This window comes from Pseudomonas paeninsulae (genome assembly GCF_035621475.1).
Classification (GTDB): Bacteria; Pseudomonadota; Gammaproteobacteria; order Pseudomonadales; family Pseudomonadaceae; genus Aquipseudomonas; species Aquipseudomonas paeninsulae.
Window position 1 is genome coordinate 960,311 of the sequence record NZ_CP141799.1, and the last position, 18,365, is coordinate 978,675.

General features: G+C 63.3%; 14 protein-coding genes. 1 reads left to right on the forward strand and 13 read right to left on the reverse strand.

The features are described from left to right. Window positions 1-30 precede the first annotated feature (30 nt). The 12 genes from VCJ09_RS04325 to VCJ09_RS04380 form a co-directional block, all read right to left on the reverse strand. Window positions 31-1,047, reverse strand: a complete 1,017-nt coding sequence (locus VCJ09_RS04325; protein WP_324733277.1) for a class I SAM-dependent rRNA methyltransferase — start codon at window positions 1,045-1,047, stop codon at window positions 31-33. Between the two features lie 130 nt (window positions 1,048-1,177). Beyond that, window positions 1,178-2,359: an acetyl-CoA C-acetyltransferase gene (locus VCJ09_RS04330; RefSeq protein ID WP_324733278.1), complete on the reverse strand. Its 1,182-nt coding sequence runs from the start codon at window positions 2,357-2,359 to the stop codon at window positions 1,178-1,180. A gap of 134 nt (window positions 2,360-2,493) precedes the next feature. Continuing rightward, window positions 2,494-3,369, reverse strand: a complete 876-nt coding sequence (locus VCJ09_RS04335) for an oxygenase MpaB family protein (protein WP_324733279.1) — start codon at window positions 3,367-3,369, stop codon at window positions 2,494-2,496. 177 nt (window positions 3,370-3,546) lie between these two features. Beyond that, window positions 3,547-5,484 carry an acetate--CoA ligase gene (acs, locus tag VCJ09_RS04340; protein ID WP_324733280.1) on the reverse strand — a complete coding sequence of 646 codons (1,938 nt, stop codon included), beginning with the start codon at window positions 5,482-5,484 and terminating at the stop codon, window positions 3,547-3,549. A gap of 189 nt (window positions 5,485-5,673) precedes the next feature. Continuing rightward, a complete protein-coding gene (gene pgi / locus VCJ09_RS04345; RefSeq protein WP_324733281.1) occupies window positions 5,674-7,338 on the reverse strand; it encodes a glucose-6-phosphate isomerase in 1,665 nt (554 codons plus the stop codon). 350 nt (window positions 7,339-7,688) lie between these two features. Further along, window positions 7,689-8,549 (reverse strand): pantoate--beta-alanine ligase, encoded by an 861-nt coding sequence (gene panC / locus VCJ09_RS04350; RefSeq protein WP_324733282.1) that lies wholly within the window; start codon window positions 8,547-8,549, stop codon window positions 7,689-7,691. Further along, a complete protein-coding gene (gene panB / locus VCJ09_RS04355) occupies window positions 8,546-9,346 on the reverse strand; it encodes a 3-methyl-2-oxobutanoate hydroxymethyltransferase (RefSeq protein WP_324733283.1) in 801 nt (266 codons plus the stop codon). Before panB ends, panC begins: the two co-directional genes overlap by 4 nt. A gap of 362 nt (window positions 9,347-9,708) precedes the next feature. Next, entirely contained in the window at window positions 9,709-10,194 is a 486-nt protein-coding gene (gene folK / locus VCJ09_RS04360) for a 2-amino-4-hydroxy-6-hydroxymethyldihydropteridine diphosphokinase (protein ID WP_079204794.1), read from the reverse strand. Continuing rightward, window positions 10,194-11,603 carry a polynucleotide adenylyltransferase PcnB gene (locus tag VCJ09_RS04365; protein ID WP_324733284.1) on the reverse strand — a complete coding sequence of 470 codons (1,410 nt, stop codon included), beginning with the start codon at window positions 11,601-11,603 and terminating at the stop codon, window positions 10,194-10,196. Before VCJ09_RS04365 ends, folK begins: the two co-directional genes overlap by 1 nt. 1,019 nt (window positions 11,604-12,622) lie before the next feature. Next, window positions 12,623-14,044, reverse strand: coding sequence for a sigma-54-dependent transcriptional regulator (locus VCJ09_RS04370; RefSeq protein ID WP_324733285.1), 1,422 nt, complete (start codon window positions 14,042-14,044; stop codon window positions 12,623-12,625). A gap of 34 nt (window positions 14,045-14,078) precedes the next feature. After that, window positions 14,079-17,033, reverse strand: coding sequence for a sensor histidine kinase (locus VCJ09_RS04375; RefSeq protein WP_324733286.1), 2,955 nt, complete (start codon window positions 17,031-17,033; stop codon window positions 14,079-14,081). Next, window positions 17,017-17,193: a hypothetical protein gene (locus VCJ09_RS04380; RefSeq protein ID WP_003244646.1), complete on the reverse strand. Its 177-nt coding sequence runs from the start codon at window positions 17,191-17,193 to the stop codon at window positions 17,017-17,019. The genes VCJ09_RS04375 and VCJ09_RS04380 overlap by 17 nt, the downstream gene beginning before the upstream one ends. Window positions 17,194-17,438: 245 nt before the next feature. Between VCJ09_RS04380 and VCJ09_RS04385 the strand changes: the two genes are divergently transcribed. Further along, window positions 17,439-17,711 (forward strand): hypothetical protein, encoded by a 273-nt coding sequence (locus VCJ09_RS04385; protein ID WP_079204798.1) that lies wholly within the window; start codon window positions 17,439-17,441, stop codon window positions 17,709-17,711. Between the two features lie 6 nt (window positions 17,712-17,717). On the opposite strand, the gene VCJ09_RS04390 is transcribed toward VCJ09_RS04385, so the two are convergent. Beyond that, on the reverse strand, window positions 17,718-18,305 hold the full coding sequence (locus tag VCJ09_RS04390; protein WP_324733287.1) for an LOG family protein: 588 nt from the start codon (window positions 18,303-18,305) through the stop codon (window positions 17,718-17,720). Window positions 18,306-18,365 lie beyond the last annotated feature (60 nt).

The window sequence follows — 18,365 nt, forward strand, 5'->3', positions numbered from 1 at the left end:
GCGGTGTTTTCTGTGCGGGCTCGGGTTGGCTTAGAACTGCAGGATCAGGGTTTTCAGCGGTGGTTGGCCGTCAAGTGAAGGAAAGTCCGGTGCTGGCGCCAGCACCTGACAGTCGCGTACCGGGCGGCCCAGCTTTTCCGCGCAGCGCAGCACGTGCGTGCGCCAGTCGCTGAGGGCGACCTTTGCCAAGTTGTTGCAGCAGATCAGCATGCCGTCCTCGGCGGTGGCGAGAATCGCCGGTTTGAGCAGGCTTTGGTAGTCGCGCAGCAGGTCGACGGTGCCGAAGGCACTCTTGGCCCAGGCTGGCGGGTCGAGCAAGACCCGGTCGAACTGGCGCGGCTGCAGGCGTGGGTAATCGGGCAGCTTATGCCCGCGCCGCGCGCTGATTGGCAGTCCGGCCAATTGGCGAATCGCCGGAAAATAGTCGGACTGGATAAATTGCATGGGCGCCAGTTCTGGATTGAGCGCGGCGTTTTCGCGACCGACCGCCAGGTTGCCTTCGGCAAAATCCAGGTTGATCACTTCACGGGCGCCGCCAGCCGCCGCGCTGAGGCCGACGCCGCAGGTATAGGCGAACAGGTTGAGCACGGATTTTCCGGCACTGTGCGCCTTGATCCAGCCACGGGTGTTGCGCAGGTCGAGAAACAGCAGCGGATCTTGTCCGGCATGGCGACCGCGCACACGATAGTTGAGGCCCCACTCGTGACCGATCTGGTCTTCCAGGGCCGCCGGTTGGGCCTGGTAGACCGGGTCGCTGCGATCGATCCGCGAATTGCCCTGGCAGCGGTCGTTGTAGACCAGCAATAGCGGCGTATCGAGGGCCTGCTTGCACTGCTCAGCCAGTTGCAGCAGCTCGTCATGACTGAGGCTCTGATGAAAGCTTTGCACCAATAACTGCGGGCCGTAGCGGTCGATGGTCAGACCGCTGGCGCCTTCCTGGCTGCCGTGGAACAGCCGATAACAGTCGGTGCCTTGCTGGTGCAGTTCAGCGAGCAATGGCTGGCGATGGGCTAGTGCGGCGCGCAGCGCCTGTTCGAGAGTAGGCATACGCTGCGACTCGGAAATGGGGGCGCGCAGTTTATCAAGAAAAGCGCTGGAGCCTGCTATGCCAGCCAGTAGGGCGGGTGCAACCCGCCGATGGCTGCGGGTTGCACCCGCCCTGCACGGGGAGCGTTATTTATCCGCGTTCAATCGCCAAAGCCACGCCCTGACCGCCACCGATACACAGAGTGGCCAGGCCCTTGTGGGCATCGCGCTTGATCATCTCGTGCAGCAGGGTCACCAAAATCCGGCAGCCGGAACCACCGATCGGGTGGCCGATGGCGATGGCACCACCGTTGACGTTGACCTTGCTCGCATCCCACTGCAATTCCTTGCCAACGGCCAGGGCCTGGGCGGCGAAGGCTTCGTTGGCCTCGATCAGGTCCAGCTGCTCCAGGCTCCAACCGGCCTTGGCCAAGCAGCGCTGGGTGGCGGAGACCGGGCCGATGCCCATGATTGCCGGATCGACGCCGGCGTTGGCGTAGCCGGCGATGCGCGCCAGCACCGGCAGACCGAGGGCCTGGGCTTTGCCTGCGCTCATCAGCAGCACCGCGGCGGCGCCGTCGTTGAGGCTGGAGGCATTGCCGGCGGTGACGCTGCCGTCTTTCTTGAACGCCGGCTTGAGCTTGGCCAATGATTCGGCGGTGCTGCTGGCGCGCGGCTGTTCGTCGGTGGCGAAGCTGAGCGGCTCGCCTTTGCGCTGGGGAATCAGAATCGGGGTAATTTCATCCGTGAAGCGGCCGGCCTCGATGGCGGCGCAGGCCTTGCGCTGCGACTCGGCGGCGAAGGCATCCTGCTCCTCGCGGCTGATGGCGTACTTATCCACCAGGTTCTCGGCGGTGATGCCCATGTGGTAGTCGTTGAAGGCGTCCCACAGGCCGTCTGTGATCATGCTGTCGACCAGCTGGGCGTGGCCCATGCGCAGACCGGTACGTGCGCCGGGCATGACGTAGGGGGCCAGGCTCATGTTCTCCATGCCGCCGGCGATGATCACCTCGGCATCGCCGCAGCGAATCGCCTGGGCGCCCAGGTGCAGGGCTTTCAGGCCCGAACCGCAGACCTTGTTCAGGGTCAGCGCCGGTACCGCATGGGGCAAACCGGCGAGGATCGCCGCCTGGCGTGCCGGGTTTTGTCCGCTGCCTGCGGTGAGCACCTGGCCGAGGATCACTTCGTCGACCTCGGCGCCATTCAGGCCGGTTTGTTCCAGCAAGCGGCGGATCACCGCAGCGCCCAGTTCGGGGGCGGCGATGCCCGCCAGCGAACCCTGGAAGCTGCCGACGGCGGTGCGGGTGGCGGCGACGATGACGACTTCTTGCATGATGGGGTTCCTCAAGAACGTGGGGGCGGTGAGTTGCAGCAAGGGCGCTATGGTTGCACAGGGGCTTGGTTTTGGGCCAGTGGGGGAACCGGCCGGTCAGGCGCAGGCGTGATAGACACCGGCCTGGCGCCGCATCAAGCGGGCGGCAGGCCCAGGCGTTTGCGCGCGCGGTGGATGGCACCGTTGCGCACGGCCCAGCGCAACACGGGGGCCAGGCTGTGTACGCCGGCGTGAATCACTCGGCTGCGCACTGGGCCGATGGGTTGTTCGAGGATGTTCTGCGCCCAGGCCGGCAGCAGGTCGATGCCGGCCTGGGTCAGCAGTTTGCCCACTGGGACGGCGAGGGCGCTGGGCGCCGGAGCGTTGAGCAGGATGCGCAGAATCTCTTGGGAGCGTTGTTCGCAGCGCAACTGCGGGCGGATGGCTGCCAGGTAGGCGCTGACTTCGTTGCGCGAGCGCGGCACCTGGCTGGCGCCGAGGCGCTCGGCGATCAGGGCGATCTCGGCGTAGTAGCGATCCTGGTCGGCCTCGCTCAGTCGGGGATTGCGGTAGCGCAGGTGCGCCTGGAGAAAGCTGTGCACCTCGGCCACGTGCACCCAGGTCAGCAGGGCGGGGTCGCTGGCCGCATAGGGGCGGCCATCCGGCGCCGTGCCGGTTACCTGCAGGTGGATGCGTGTGACCTTGTCGATTAGCCAGTCGGCATCGGCGCGGGCGCCGAAGGTGGTGCCGGAGATGAACTGGCCAGTGCGGCGCAGGCGGCCGAGCAGGTCGCTGCGAAAATTCGAGTGATCCCAGACCCCGGCCAGCGCCAGTGGGTGCAGCGCCTGCAGGAGCAGGGCGCTGATGCCGCCGACCAGCATGCTGGTGAAGTCGCCATGCACCTGCCAGCTCACCGAGTCGGGGCCGAACAGGCCGGGGTCGCCCTTGGGGTGTTCAAAGTCAATCTGACCCAAGGCGATGCCGCTGAGGCTGAATACCTGGGTTTCGATGTGGCGGCGGAGGAATTCCATCAACAGCTAATGCTCGGGTTGCAGGGACATGGAGGAGCCAGCTTGCCGGCTCCTCCCGCGAGGTTACAGGGTAGGGCGTATTCGCCAAGCAGTATGCCAGCCGAGGCAGCAGAAAACGCCACGGCGGCGGACTGTTCGCTCCGGCCCTGAGCGGCCGCCGCTGGACCGCCATAGGTTTTAGCGGTTCAGGCGCTGCTCGATCAGGCTGTCCACCACGCTGGGGTCGGCCAGGGTCGAGGTGTCGCCGAGGGTGTCCAGTTCGTTGCAGGCGATCTTGCGCAGAATGCGGCGCATGATCTTGCCCGAGCGGGTTTTTGGCAGGCCGGGTGCCCACTGGATCATTTCGGGCTTGGCGAAGCTGCCAATTTCTTTGCCGACCATGTCGAGCAGCTGTTTTTTCAGATCATCGCTGGGCTCTACGCCGCTCATCGGCGTGACGAAGGCGTAGATGCCCTGGCCCTTGATGTCGTGCGGGTAGCCGACCACCGCCGCCTCGGCGACCGCATCGTGCAGGACCAGGGCGCTTTCCACCTCGGCGGTGCCGATGCGATGACCGGAGACGTTGATCACGTCGTCGACCCGGCCGGTGATCCAGTAGTAGCCGTCCTCGTCGCGGCGTGCGCCGTCGCCGGTGAAGTAGTAGCCGGGGTAGGGTTTGAAGTAGGTGTCGACCATGCGCTGATGATCGCCGTAGATGCTGCGGATCTGGCTCGGCCAGCTGGCCTTGATCGCCAGCACGCCGCTGCCCGGACCGTCGATCTCCTTGCCCTGCTCGTCCAGCAGCGCCGGTTGCACACCGAAGAACGGACGGGTCGCCGAGCCGGGCTTGAGGTCGGTGGCGCCGGGCAGCGGGGTGATCAGGATGGCGCCGGTTTCGGTCTGCCACCAGGTGTCGACGATCGGGCAGCGCCTGTCGCCGACCACATTGAAGTACCACTCCCAGGCCTCCGGGTTGATCGGCTCACCGACACTGCCGAGTAGGCGCAGACTCGAACGCGAGGTTTTCTTCACCGGCTCTTCACCTTCGCGCATCAGCGCGCGCAGGGCGGTCGGCGCGGTGTAAAAAATGTTCACCTGATGCTTGTCGATCACCTGCCAGAAGCGTGAGGCGTCCGGGTAGTTGGGCACCCCCTCGAACACCAGGCTGGTGGCGCCGTTGGCCAGCGGGCCGTAGACGATGTAACTGTGGCCGGTGACCCAGCCGACATCGGCGGTACACCAGTAGATATCGCCTTCGTGGTAGTCGAACACGTACTTGTGGGTCATGGCGGCCATCAACAGGTAGCCGCCGGTGCTGTGTAGCACGCCCTTGGGTTTGCCGGTGCTACCGGACGTGTAGAGGATGAACAGCGGGTCTTCGGCGTCCATCGGTTCCGCTGGGCAGTCGCTGCTGGCGGCCTGCAGCGCCTCGTGGTACCAGATGTCGCGGTCCTGCACCCAGTCGATCGGGCCCTGGGTGCGCTCGACCACCACCACCGTGGCGACGTCCGGGCAGCTCTGCAGCGCCTTGTCGACGTTGGCCTTGAGCGGCACGTACTTGCCGCCGCGCACACCCTCGTCGGCGGTGATCACCGTGTGGCAATCGGCGTCGAGGATGCGGTCGCGCAGAGCATCCGGGGAGAAGCCGCCGAACACCACCGAATGCACCGCACCGATGCGCGTGCAGGCGAGCATGGCGTAGGTCGCCTCCGGGATCATCGGCATATAGATGCACACCCGATCACCTTTTCCCACGCCGCGGCTCTTCAGCACATTGGCCAGGCGGCAGACGTGGTGGTGCAGCTTGTTATAGGTGATGTTGGCGGATTCGGCGGGGTTGTCGCCTTCCCAAATCAGGGCGATCTGCTCGCCGCGCTGCTCCAGGTGCCGGTCGATGCAGTTGTAGCTGACGTTCAGTTGCCCGCCCTTGAACCAGCTGGCCTGGCCCTTTTTCAGGTCGCCGCTATAGACCTTGTCCCAGGGCTTCGACCAGTCGAGAAAGGCTTTGGCCTGTTCGGCCCAGAAGGTTTCCGGTTGCTCGATGGAGTGCCGATACAGGCGCTGGTAGTCGTCGTCGTTGAGGTGCGCGCGCGCTCGCACGGCCTTGCTGACGGGGTGGCGGGTGATCTCGAACATGGCTGGTCCTTATTGTTGTCTGGCCTCGATGGCCTAAGGTTAGCACCCGAGCTGTCGTCGGGTTCAAGTGCAGCGCATGGCCTTGACTGCGAATCCGGGGCCGGCGGCCTGCGCTGTGCTGGCTGCTGGCTAAACCGACCCGTAGAAAGCCACAACCCGGCCAGGGCCGGGTTGTGGGGAGGCGGTGCTTCAGCCGCGGTGGCGGCCGCGGAAGAACTCGATCAGACCCTGGGTCGAGGCATCCTCGGCTGGCTTTTCCTCGCTACCGACCAGGCGTGAATAGACGCTCTTGCCCAGCTCCTTGCCCAGTTCGACACCCCACTGATCGAAGGCGTTGATGCCCCAGATCGCACTCTGGGCGAACACCTTGTGCTCATACATCGCCACCAGGGCGCCGAGGCGGCGCGGGCTGATGCGTTCGAGCACCAGGGTGTTGCTCGGCCGGTTACCGGGGATGACCTTGTGTGGCGCCAGGCGCTGCACTTCGGCTTCGCTCAGGCCCTGGCCGCGCAGTTCGCTCTCGGCTTCTTCGCGGGTCTTGCCGAGCATCAGCGCCTGGCTCTGCGACAGGCAGTTGGCGTACAGCCACTGGTGGTGGTCGGCAACCGGGTTGTAGCTGACCACTGGGACGATGAAGTCCGCCGGAATCAATTGGGTGCCCTGGTGCAGCAACTGGTGATAGGCATGCTGGCCGTTGCAGCCGACCCCGCCCCAGATTACCGGGCCGGTGGCGCAAGGTACCGGTTGGCCGTCCTGCAGCACGCTCTTGCCGTTGGATTCCATGTCCAGTTGCTGCAGGTGTTTGGTGATATTGCGCAGGTAATGGTCGTACGGCAGGATCGCCTGGCTCTGCGCGCCCCAGAAGTTGCCGTACCAGATGCCCAGCAGGGCCAGCAGCACCGGCATGTTGCTTTCGAAGGGGGCGGTCAGGAAGTGCTGATCCATGCTGTAGGCACCGGACAGCAGTTCCTTGAAGTTGGACATGCCGATCGACATGGCGATGGGCAGGCCGATGGCCGACCACAGCGAATAACGCCCGCCGACCCAGTCCCACATCGGGAACACGTTCTCTTCGTGGATGCCGAAGGCCACCGCTGCCTGGGTGTTGCTCGACACTGCAATAAAGTGCCGATACAGCTCGGCCTCTGAGCCCCCCTGGGCCAGGTACCAGCTGCGTGCGGCCTGGGCGTTTTTCAGAGTTTCCAGGGTGCTGAAGGATTTCGACGAGACGATGAACAGGGTGGTTTCGGCGCGCAGTTTGGCGGCCAGTTCGTGGAACGAGCTGCCGTCGATATTGGCCAGGTAGTGGCAGCGCACACCGCGCTGGGCGAATGGCAGTAGGGCCTCGGAGACCAGTTGCGGGCCGAGGAAGGAGCCGCCGATGCCGATGTTGACCACGTCGGTGATCGGCTTCTCACTGTAGCCACGCCACAGCCCATCGTGCACCCGTCCGACCAATTCGGTCATCTGGTGCAGTACACGCTGCACCTCGGGCATCACGTCGGCGCCATCGACCAGCACCTTGTCGCCGATCGGTCGGCGCAGCGCGGTGTGCAAGGCCGGACGTGCTTCCGAGGCGTTGATCGGTTCACCGTCGAATTGCGCCCGAATGGCCTGCTCCAGCCCGCATTCCTTGGCCAGGCTGACCAACAGGTCTCGGGTTTCAAGGGTGATCAGGTTTTTCGAGTAGTCGAGAAACAGGCCGCAGCTACTCAGTGAGAGGTGCTCGAAACGCTGCGCGTCCATGTTGAACGCCTCGCGCATGCTGAAGCTCTGCAAGCTGGCTCGGTGTTGCTGGAGGGCCTTCCAGGTGGGCAGGGCGGTGACATCGAGGGGGTGCTGGTAGTACGCCATGTGCGGTGGCTTCCTTGTGCTTGAGCAATCTTGGGTGAAGCGCCGCCAGGGTAACGAAAAGGCTATGTCCCTATTGGCGGTTGCCGTAGCTTAATAGTCAAAATACGCCGCCTGTAGGGGCGGCGGGGCGGCGTGCCGCAGCAGTCCAGGTAATAGGTGACTGGGGCATGGCCAACAAAAAAGCCGAAAAGCCCGGCAAGACCGGGCCTCAGTGTAACTGGCGTGAGCCTGGATAAGGCAAGCGGCAGCGCAATCGCACTAGCGCGGAGGCTCGCCGTTGGTGAGTCAGGCTGCATGCTAACGCACGCGTCTGCGTCATCAACTCCGGCGCAGGCTCACGCGGGCGTCGATCAAACCGTGGGGTCGAGGTCGAGCGTCAGGTTATCGATCAGGCGGGTGCTGCCGAGAAAGGCTGCGCTCAGAATCACCAGCTGGCGATCCGTGGCGGTTGCCGGGCGCAGGCTGTTCGCTTCGCGAATTTCCAGGTAGTCCGGGCGCAAACCGGCGGCCAACTGTTGCTGGCGTGCCGCTGCGACCAGGCTGGTGAAGTTGTGCTCACCGGCGCCAAGTGCATTGGCGATCTGTTGCAGGCTGCGATACAGGGTTGGCGCGGCGGCGCGTTGTTCGGCGTTCAGGTAGCCATTGCGCGAGGATAGCGCCAGGCCATCTTCGGCCCGGGTGGTCGGTTCGCCGATAATCTGCACCGGCATATTCAGGTCGCGCACCAGGGCGCGAATCACCGCCAGTTGCTGGAAGTCCTTCTGCCCGAAAATTGCCAGGTCAGGTTGCACCAGGTTGAACAGTTTGGTCACTACGGTGGAGACGCCGTCGAAATGGCCGGGGCGACTGGCGCCGCACAGCCCCTCGGAGACACCTTGCACGCTGACCCGGGTCTGGCTGGCCATGCAGTTGGGGTACATCTCGTCCACTTCCGGATTGAACAGCAGGTGACAGCCGGCATTGAGGAGTTTTTCCTGGTCGGCGGCCAAGGTCCGCGGATAGCTGCTCAGGTCTTCGCTGGGGCCGAATTGCAACGGATTGACGAAGATGCTGGCGACCACGAAATCGGCACGCTGGACGGCTTTCTCGATCAGGGCAATATGCCCGGCGTGCAAGTTGCCCATGGTCGGGACGAAACCGATCTGTTTGCCTTCGGCGCGAGCCAAGGCAACCGCAGCACGCAGTTCGCGGATGGTCTTAACCGTGGTCATGCAGAGAATCCGTGTTCGGTAGCTGGGAAACTGCAGTCCTTGACTGCTTTGACGTAGGCGCTGAGGGCGTCCTGGATGTTGCTCTGCCCGGCCATGAAGTTCTTCACGAATTTAGGCATGCGACCGCTCAAGGACAGACCAAGCATGTCGTGCAGGACTAGCACTTGGCCGTCGGTGGCGCCGCCGGCACCGATGCCGATGACCGGGATCTTCACTGCCTGGCTGATTTCCGCAGCCAACTCGCTGGGTACGCATTCGAGCAGCAGCATGGCCGCGCCGGCTTGTTCCAGGGCCATGGCGTCGGCGCGCATCTGGCGCGCCTGGGCTTCCTGGCGGCCCTGGACTTTATAACCACCGAGGATATTCACCGCTTGCGGGGTAAGGCCCAGGTGCGCGCAGACCGGCACGCCGCGCTCTGCGAGTAGGCGGATCGGCTCGGCCAGCCAGGCCGCGCCCTCGAGCTTGACCATGTGCGCGCCGGCTTGCATCAGTGTTGCGCAGTTGTGCAGCGCCTGCTCGGTGGTGGCGTAGGCCATGAAGGGCAGGTCGACGAGGATCAGGGCGCCCTGGTTGCCGCGTTTCACGCTGGCGGTGTGGTAGGCCATGTCGGCGACATCGACCGGTAAGGTGCTGTCGTGACCTTGCAACACCATACCGAGGGAGTCGCCGACCAGCAGCACCTCGACCCCTGCCTGGCAGGCAGCCTGGGCGAAGGTGGCGTCATAACAGGTCAGCATGGCGATTTTCGCGCCGCTCTGCTTGAGGCTTTGCAGGGTGGTCAGGGTAATGTCAGGCATAACAATCGTCCTCACTCAGGCGTTCAGCAAGCAGTCAGGCTGCTTCAAAGTGGCCTGCATTGGCCTCGGTTTGCACCGGTGCGGGGCAACGGGACGCCTATAGTCCTGATGGGGGGGCGCGAAGTCAATTGCAGGTGTTACCGATCTGTTACTGGCGTTACCGCCGATATGCCCGCCTGGGGGTTTGCTGTGGGGGTGATCCAGTGCGGGGTCGCAGGCATCGGCCTGCGTTGGGTAAGTCGATGTCTCTGTGCTATCCCCTGGTCCGGACCCGCGCAACGCAATCCGGGGTCGTCACTACCCCGAATTGCGTCAGTGTTTATCCGCGCGCCGAAACCGGCCAAGGCTGCGCACGGCGCAGCCTACTCGGGCAGGCGTTCCAGGCCTTCGAAGGGGCAGGCGGCGAGCAGGTCCGGCAAGGCACGGCCGTCGGGCAGGCGTAGGGCAGGGGCCAGTTCGGCCAGCGGATAGAGTACGAAGGCGCGGGCGTGCATGTGGTAATGCGGCACGCGCAGGCGCGGCTCGTCCAGCATCAGGTCGCCGAATAGCAGGATATCCAGATCGAGGGTGCGCGGTCCCCAGCGTTCGGCTTTGCGCTCACGACCCTGATTCAGTTCGATGGCTTGCAGGGCGTCGAGCAGTTGCAGCGGAGTCAGTTCGGTGTCCAGCGCCGCCACGGCGTTGACATAGCGCGGCTGATTGGCCGGGCCGAGCGGGTCGCTGGCATAGAAGGAGGACGTGCCGACTAACTGCGATTGCGGCAGTGCGGCCAGCGCCGTGAGGGCGCCGTGCAGTTGCGCGAGGGGCTCGGCAAGGTTGCTGCCGAGGCCGAGATACACCCGCTGCATTATTCGCTGGCAGTAGGCTTGGGCGCACCATCGGCGCCAGGCGCGCGTTTGCGCTTGCTGCCACTGCGCCGCCGTTTGCGCGGTGCACCGCTGCTGTCGTCCTGGCTGCTGAGGTCGCGAATCATGCCGCGTCTTTCACTGTCGCTGGCGTCCTGATAAACCGTCCACCACTCGCCGAGACCGCCGGTCTGCTCACCGGCGCTTTCGCGCAGCAGGAGGAAGTCGTAACCGGCACGAAAGCGCGGGTTTTCCAGCAGCAGGTCGGAGCGCTTGCCACTGCGTCGCGGCAGGCGTTCCTGCATATCCCAGATCTCGCGGATCGGCATGGTGAAACGCTTGGGGATGGCAATGCGTAGACACTGTTCGCTGATCAGCTCGTGCGCCGCTTCCTGCATCGCCGGGATCGGCGGCATACCACGGTCCTGCAACTTGATTACGCGTGCCGGCAAGGCGGGCCAGAGCATGGCGGCGAAGAGGAAAGCCGGGGTTACGGTTTTCTTCTGCTGTATGCGCAGGTCGGTGCTGATCAAGGCGTTGCGAATCAGCTTGTCGGTATAGTCCGGGTCGGCCTTGAGCGCCGCGGCGCTGGCTGGGAACAGCTCGCCGAACAAACCGTAGTCGACCAATAGTTCGTAGGTGAACTCGGCGTAGCCGGCGAGGAACAGCTTGAGCACTTCTTCGAACAGGCGCGCCGACGGAATTTCCCGCAGCATCGGCGCCAGCTTGTAGATCGGCGCGGCGCTGTGCTTCTCGATATCGAAGTCCAGCTTGGCGGCGAAGCGCACGGCCCGCAGCATGCGTACCGGGTCTTCCTGATAACGCTGGGTCGGGTCGCCAATCAGGCGGATCAGGTGGTTGCGAATGTCGTGCGCGCCATTGGCGTAATCGAGAATGCGCTCGGTGGCCGGATCGTAATACAGCGCATTGATCGTGAAGTCGCGGCGCTGGGCGTCGTTCTCCAGGCTGCCGTAGACGTTGTCGCGCAGAATGCGTCCGCTTTCGTTGCGTGAAGACAGGTTGCTGTTCTCCTCATCATCGCCTTCGGGGTGATTGGCGCGGAAGGTAGCGACTTCGATGATTTCGCGACCGAAGTGCACATGCACCAGCTTGAAGCGCCGACCGATTACGCGGGCATTGCGGAATTCGGCGCGTACCTGCTCGGGGGTGGCGCTGGTGGCCACATCGAAATCCTTGGGGTCGATGTCGAGCAGCAGGTCGCGCACGCAACCACCAACCAGATAGGCCTGGTAGCCGGCGTGTTGCAGGCGTTCGACCACGCTGGTGGCGTAACGGCTGATTTCCGCACGGTTGATCGGGTGCTGGCTACTGCTCAGCACTTCGGGGGTGCTGTGCGGGTGTTTGCCACGGCGCAGGGGCGAGCGTAGAGACTTGAACAGCTTTTTCAGCATGGGATGCACTGTTTGACGAAATGACAGGCCAGGATAAACGCTGACCACTGGAATGGCGCGGATTCTAGCATTGAGTCGGGAGATGGTGTAGGAAGCAACGGGAGAGAGGTGCTTCGCACAAGCTACTGAGGGAGCCGAAGCTCCCCCCCAAGTAGGTGCGTGCTTTGTTTTTATTATTATGGCGGGCTTGTTGTTTTTGTTGAGTTGCCCGTTCCATCCAGTCAAAGACTGTCTGAAATCCTCCCAAGCCAGGAGTCAATAGCAAACGGATTGTTTTGAATGCTGACGCTGCCATGATCGTGTTGTGACCCAACCAGTACGGGATCTGCCTCGAGGCAGTTTTGTTGTTCTCTGTCTGGTTGTGGGGCAAGCCCCAACGGCAATTCCTTTCCAAAAGAATCAGTTAGCTGCGCCTCCGCCGTGTTGTTTTTATTGTGCTGGAGTCGATACGTCTTGTTTTTATTATCTTGGGTAGCGCTTGTTATTGTTGTTGTCCAAGAGATAGAGCATGAGCCGTGCCAGTTTTTGTGAATCCTTTTAAAACAAGGGCTTAAGCTTATTTCTGGGTGGGCGTTCGGGATGGAAAGGCATGCGCTCGTTACCATAAGACCCGGACTTTGTTACGAGGTATTGACGCGGTAACAGCGAGGGGAACCTTGCGCTCGGCAATCTGTCACCTCGCCTCGGCCGGCGGGTCGTCGAAAAAAGTGGAGAGCAGGTGCCGGCTGCCACCTCTCTCGTACGGCTGCCAGTATGTGTCCATCCCCTCATGATTGGCTTCCGGGCCGGCGGGCCGTGGAGAGGGGCAGCAATGCGTCGTGGCGCCAGGGACAAGGTTTTAAAGGCTTTAGCTGTGCGAATCAGTCGGGCGCAGGAGATCGAGCTGAAAAGAGGGGGCCGCCAACTGCATGGACGCAGGCGGTAGGGTGAGGCGGGATGTTCGAACCGAGCATGTGGGTACTGCTCGGTTCGATGGGCTTACCCAAGATGGCTAGCCTGTCCAGTCATGCAGTGGCCTGCTAACCGGTGGTCGCGCCGCTCTTGCGCCGTGGAATACCCAGGCGCTGGCGGCGTTCCCACAGGCATTTGCGGCTGATGCCGAGTTTGCGCGCCAGTTCGGTTTCGGTCATGTGATCCTGGTGTTCGAGGACGAAGTGCTGGAAATAGTCTTCCAGCGAAAGATCCTCGGTCGGTTCGTTGCTATTGCTGCCGGTCATTGCCGGCAGACCGCTGAAGTCGTCCTCACCCAGGTCGTCCAGCTCGATGTCGATGCCCAGTAGCTCGGTCGAGATAGCCGTGCTTTCGCAGAGGATGACTGCGCGCTCGATGGCGTTCTCCAGTTCGCGCACGTTGCCTGGCCAGGCGTAATGACGGATGGCCTGCTCGGCATCCGGGGCGAAATGCAGGTCGTCGCGGTCCATGCGCGTGCATTGACGCTTGAGGAAGGCATTGGCGATTTCACTGACGTCGCTGCCACGCTCGCGTAGTGCCGGCAGTTTCAGGGCGATGACATGCAGGCGGTAATACAGGTCTTCACGGAATTGACCGACCTTGGACAGGCCTTTCAGGTCGCGGTGAGTCGCAGCAATCAGCCGCACATCGACTTTTTGCGACTGCACCGAGCCGACCCGGCGAATCTCGCCTTCCTGGAGCACGCGCAGCAAGCGGGCCTGGGCCTCCAGTGGCAGCTCACCGATCTCGTCGAGGAACAGGGTGCCGCCATCAGCCGCTTCGACCAGGCCGGCGCGGCCGGCACTGGCGCCGGTGAAGGCGCCTTTCTCGTGGCCGAACAGTTCGGACTCGATCAGGCTTTCCGGGATGGCCGCGCAGTTCACCGAAATCAAGGGGGCCTTGGCGCGCTTGGACAGGTTGTGCAGGGCGCGCGCGACCAGTTCCTTGCCGGTGCCGGATTCGCCCTGGATCAGGACGTTGGAGCTGGTCGGCGCGACTTTGCGGATCTTGCTGTACATCTCCAGCATGGCCGGGCAAGAGCCGATGATGCCGATCTCGCCATTGCTGTTGTCGACGACTTTTTCGTTGCTGCGGCCAGTAGTGGCGCTGGCCGGTGTATTTGGCACCTGCCTGGCTTCCTGGCGATCGCGCAGGATGCGCGCTACGGCCTGGAGCATCTCGTCGTGGTCGAAGGGTTTGGCGATGTAGTCGACCGCGCCCATCTTCATCGAGTCGACGGCAGAGCGCAGGCTGGCGTAGCTGGTCATGATCAGCACGGGCTTGCCTTGGGCGAGCTTGATCAGCTCGGTGCCGGGTGCGCCAGGCAGGCGCAGATCGCTGACGATCAGGTCGAAGCCGGGAATGCTGAAGCGTTCTTGCGCTTCCTGTACCGAGCCGGCTTCGCTGACCTGGTACTGGTTGCGCTCGAGCAGGCGGCGCAGGGCAGAGCGGATAATGGTTTCGTCTTCGACGATCAAAATATGGGGCATTAATTCGGTCTCTCGACGGTCTCAGGTCGCTGGTTCAATTCGCTATGGACGTCGTTTCGACATGCCGCGGCAGCGTCACCCGGATACGGGTGCCGCGTTGGTGCTCGGGGTCGACCGGGCTGTCGATTATTATTTGGCCATAATGCTCTTCCACGATGGAATAGACCAGCGCGAGGCCAAGCCCCGTGCCTTTGCCTGGGTCTTTGGTGGTGAAGAAAGGTTCGAACAAACGGTCGATGATCGCCTTGGGAATGCCACTGCCTTCATCTTCCACGATAAGGTCGACGGCGTGTTCTGACGCTTCAGTTCTGACTCGAATCGCGGCGCCGGGGGGCGAGGCATCGCGGGCGTTGGATAGCAGGTTGATAAGCACCTGGGCGAGGCGCTGCGGGTCGCCGTCAACCCAGTGATCGGCGTCGCACAGATTGAAGAATTCCACTTCGACGCTACGCCGATTGAGTGACAGCAGGCCGATGGCTTCCTGCGCCACCTGGGCCAGGCACACCGGTTCGTCGGCCTGTTGATGGCCGCCCGAATGGGCGAAGCTCATCAGCGACTGGAGAATGCGCGAGACCCGCTTGGTCTGCTCGAGGATCTGTCCGCTGATCTCGGTCAGCTCGTTGTCGCCTTCGCGCTCCTCGCGCAGGTTCTGCGCCAGGCAGGCAATGCCGGTGATCGGGTTGCCGATCTCGTGGGCTACTCCGGCAGCCAGGCGGCCGATGCTGGCCAGGCGCTCGGAATGCACCAGCTTGTCTTCCAGGTACTGGGTTTCAGTGAGGTCTTCGACCAGCAGCACCAGGCCGCTGTTACCCGGCGTCAGGGGTTCGTCGATTGCCGCCTTGTGCAGGTTGAGCCAGCGGGTCTGGCCGTCCAGGCCCAGGCGCTGCTTGTGTAAGTGCTGGTCGGGCAGTTCGATGAAGTGCTGCAGCAGTTCTCGCCAGGGCTCGCCGAGCGCCGACAGGCGTGAGCCGACGATGCGGTGCGCCGGAATCTCGGTCAGCTCCTCCATGGCCTTGTTCCACATCAGGATCTCCTGATCCTTGGCCAGCGAGCAGACGCCCATCGGCAGCTCCTGCAGGGTCTGGCGGTGGTAGCGGCGCAACGCGTCGAGTTCCGCGGCCAGGCCGGTGAGGCGCGAATGGTAGTCTTCCAGGCGGTTCTCGATGAAGTGGATATCTTCGGTGACGAAGGTTTCGCTGCCGGATTTATAGGGCAGAAAGGTCTCGGCTATGTCCTGGGCCACGCTCGGCCCCATCAAGCCGGAGAGGTTGGCCTCGATGCGGTCGCGCAGACGGCGCAGAGCATAGGGCCGGCTTTCGTCGAAGGGCAGGTGCAGGTCGCGCAGGGCCTGCTCGACTTCACGCTGGGCGGTCTTGGCGCCGAGCGGTTTGGCCAGTTGAGCGGCGAACTCTTGTGGCGATTGGACCAGCAGTTCGCGCCGTTGCGGGCGCCGCACGTTATCCACAGCGCAGGCTTCGGCGGCGCTCTTCTCCTCGGGGCTGGCCTCGGTGAACAGCGATACCAGGGTGAACACCAGCACGTTGGCCGCCAGCGAGGCGATGGCCGCCAGGTGCCAGCTGCTGTCGTCCAGCACATAGATCAGGTTGAGTGCGGGGATGTAGAAGCCTTGCAGGTTGCCCAGCATCGGCAGGAGCATGCTGACTGTCCAGACGCTGATGCCTGCCAGCAGGCCGGCGATATAGCCGCGGCGGTTGGCCGTCGGCCAGTACAGCACCGAGAGCACGCCGGGGAGGAACTGCAGGGTGGCGACGAAGGCGACGATGCCCAGGTTGGCCAGGTTCTGTTCGGCACCCAGCAGCAGATAGAAGCCGTAACCGGCCATGATGATGGCGAAGATCAGCGCTCGCCGGGTCCACTTCAGCCAGCGGTAGATATTGCCTTCGGTGGGTGGCTGATAGAGCGGCAACACCACATGGTTGAGCACCATGCCGGACAGCGCCAGGGTGGTGACGATAATCAGTCCGCTGGACGCCGACAGACCGCCGACATAGGCGATCAGCGCCAGGGTCTGGCTGTTGACCGCGATGCCCAGGCCGAGGGTGAAATATTCCGGGTTGGTGGTGACGCCAAGCTTGAGGCCCGCCCAGAGAATCAAGGGCACCGCCAGGCTCATCAACAGCAGGAACAACGGCAGGCCCCAACTGGCGCTGACCATCGCCCGCGGGTTGAGATTTTCGGTAAAGGTCATGTGGTACATATGCGGCATGACGATGGCCGAAGCGAAGAACACCAGCAGCAAGGTGCGCCAGGGGCCTTCCTGCAGCGGCGTATGCAGGCTGGCCAGGGCGGCCTGGTTCTGCACCAGCCAGTGTTCCAGGTCCTGCGGCCCGTCGAACACGCCATACAACGCATAGATGCCGATGATGCTGACGGCGACCAGCTTGACCACCGACTCGAAGGCGATGGCAAACACCAGGCCTTCGTGTTTGCCGCGGGTGGCGATATGGCGGGCGCCGAACAGGATGGTGAACAGGATGATCAGTCCACAGTAGGCCAGCGCCACCCGTTCCTTCACCGGCTCGCGGGTGAGGATGCCGATCGAGTCGGCCACCGCCTGGAACTGTAGAGCCAGCAAGGGCAGCACGCCGATCAGCATGAAAACGGTGGTCAGGGCGCCGGCCCAGGTGCTGCGAAAGCGGAAGGCGAACAGGTCGGCCAGCGACGAAAGCTGATACGTGCGGGTAATGCGCAGGATCGGATAGAGCAGCACCGGCGCCAGCAGAAAGGCCCCGGACACCCCCAGGTAGCTGGCGAGAAAACCGTAGCCGTACTGATAGGCCAAGCCCACCGTGCCGTAGAAGGCCCAGGCGCTGGCATACACGCCGAGCGAGAGGGTATAGGTCAGCGGGTGGCGGATGATCCAGCGCGGGATCAGTCCGTGTTCGCTAACCCAGGCGACGCCGAACAGCACCAGCAGGTAGGCGGCGCTGATCAGGATCAGCTGGCTAAGGCTAAAGCTCGTCAGCATCACGTTGACTCTGCAGGATAAAGGTCACCACGATGAGGATCAGCCAGAGCAAATAGGGCCGGTACCACGCGCCATTGGGGTCGATCCACCAGTCCATGATCGCTGGGGAGAACAGGTAGATCCCCACTACCAGGATCAGAACCAATCGATAGATATACATGCCGCATCTCTTTTCGTGAGTGGCGCGATGGTAACGGATGCGCGCCGGGCTGCGTAGGCCGAGGCCACTTACCGGATCAAAATGGCAGCGTGCATCCGGCCAAATGATCAGGGTAGTCGGGGGCATACGCTGCTTGCACTGATGAACCGCTGGAGTAATATTTGGTCCACTGCAGTGGCAGGCGCCTGCGAGAGTCCTCGCTACGCTTTATACACACCGCTCATACCTGCCAAGGAAAGGCCCATATGTCACCCAAAGACCAGCAGCTCACCGAACTCCTCGCGCTCACCTCGCGCAGCCTCACCCACCTGACCGCCGCGATAACCTCCCTGTCTTTCGACCTGATGCGCAGCACCGATCCCGGTGTGCGCGGTGCCGGCTCGCGGATGATCGTCAGGCTGGAGGCGGTTAGCAAAGAGCTCGACCAGCAGTGGGCGCTGATCAGCGAGCTGACCGGGGTGGCGCAGCCAGCCCATGCCGATGCCGTCGTGGAAGTCCAGCTGTATTCGGCGCTCTAGTAGCCCTCAATCGGGTTCGCGCGCAACCCACTTGGGCTCGCCGCTCGGTTGCCAGCTACGTAACAGCTGCAGCAGTTCGTGCGGCGACTCGCCGAGTTGCAGCATGGCGCGGTGCTGGCCGCGCACGAAACCTTCGCTGACCAGGTGATCGAGAAAATCGCCGAGCTTGCTGTAGAAACCGCCCACATCGAGCAGGCCAAGCGGCTTACGGTGGTAACCGAGCTGGCCCCAGGTCCACACCTCGAACAGTTCTTCCAGGGTGCCGAGCCCACCGGGCAGGGCGATAAAAGCGTCGCTGAGTTCGGCCATGCGGGCTTTGCGCGCATGCATGCCATCCACCACTTCCAGGCGGGTCAGGCCTTGATGGCCAATTTCGGCGCGTTCCAGGCTCTGCGGGATGATGCCGATGACTTCGCCGCCAGCGGCCATGGCCGCATCCGCAACCACCCCCATCAGGCCAACCGCGCCGCCACCATAGATCAGGCGCAGGCCCTGTTCCGCGAGATGACGCCCGAGGTTTTCCGCCGCCTGGCGGTAGATCGGTTGGGCGCCGGGGCTGGCGCCGCAGAACACGCAAATTGAACGCAAAGTCATGCTCGCTTCCTGACAGTGAAAGGGTTCACAGGTTAGCCAGTCTGCGGGCGTCTACCAAGC

What these genes read in the sequence shown, in the direction of transcription:
- VCJ09_RS04325 (WP_324733277.1), bottom strand. Translation starts at nt 1,047, where the DNA reads ATGCCTACTCTCGAACAGGCGCTGCGCGCCGCACTAGCCCATCGCCAG.
- VCJ09_RS04330 (WP_324733278.1), bottom strand. Translation starts at nt 2,359, where the DNA reads ATGCAAGAAGTCGTCATCGTCGCCGCCACCCGCACCGCCGTCGGCAGC.
- VCJ09_RS04335 (WP_324733279.1), bottom strand. Translation starts at nt 3,369, where the DNA reads ATGGAATTCCTCCGCCGCCACATCGAAACCCAGGTATTCAGCCTCAGC.
- acs (WP_324733280.1), bottom strand. Translation starts at nt 5,484, where the DNA reads ATGTTCGAGATCACCCGCCACCCCGTCAGCAAGGCCGTGCGAGCGCGC.
- pgi (WP_324733281.1), bottom strand. Translation starts at nt 7,338, where the DNA reads ATGGCGTACTACCAGCACCCCCTCGATGTCACCGCCCTGCCCACCTGG.
- panC (WP_324733282.1), bottom strand. Translation starts at nt 8,549, where the DNA reads ATGACCACGGTTAAGACCATCCGCGAACTGCGTGCTGCGGTTGCCTTG.
- panB (WP_324733283.1), bottom strand. Translation starts at nt 9,346, where the DNA reads ATGCCTGACATTACCCTGACCACCCTGCAAAGCCTCAAGCAGAGCGGC.
- folK (WP_079204794.1), bottom strand. Translation starts at nt 10,194, where the DNA reads ATGCAGCGGGTGTATCTCGGCCTCGGCAGCAACCTTGCCGAGCCCCTC.
- VCJ09_RS04365 (WP_324733284.1), bottom strand. Translation starts at nt 11,603, where the DNA reads ATGCTGAAAAAGCTGTTCAAGTCTCTACGCTCGCCCCTGCGCCGTGGC.
- VCJ09_RS04370 (WP_324733285.1), bottom strand. Translation starts at nt 14,044, where the DNA reads ATGCCCCATATTTTGATCGTCGAAGACGAAACCATTATCCGCTCTGCC.
- VCJ09_RS04375 (WP_324733286.1), bottom strand. Translation starts at nt 17,033, where the DNA reads ATGCTGACGAGCTTTAGCCTTAGCCAGCTGATCCTGATCAGCGCCGCC.
- VCJ09_RS04380 (WP_003244646.1), bottom strand. Translation starts at nt 17,193, where the DNA reads ATGTATATCTATCGATTGGTTCTGATCCTGGTAGTGGGGATCTACCTG.
- VCJ09_RS04385 (WP_079204798.1), top strand. Translation starts at nt 17,439, where the DNA reads ATGTCACCCAAAGACCAGCAGCTCACCGAACTCCTCGCGCTCACCTCG.
- VCJ09_RS04390 (WP_324733287.1), bottom strand. Translation starts at nt 18,305, where the DNA reads ATGACTTTGCGTTCAATTTGCGTGTTCTGCGGCGCCAGCCCCGGCGCC.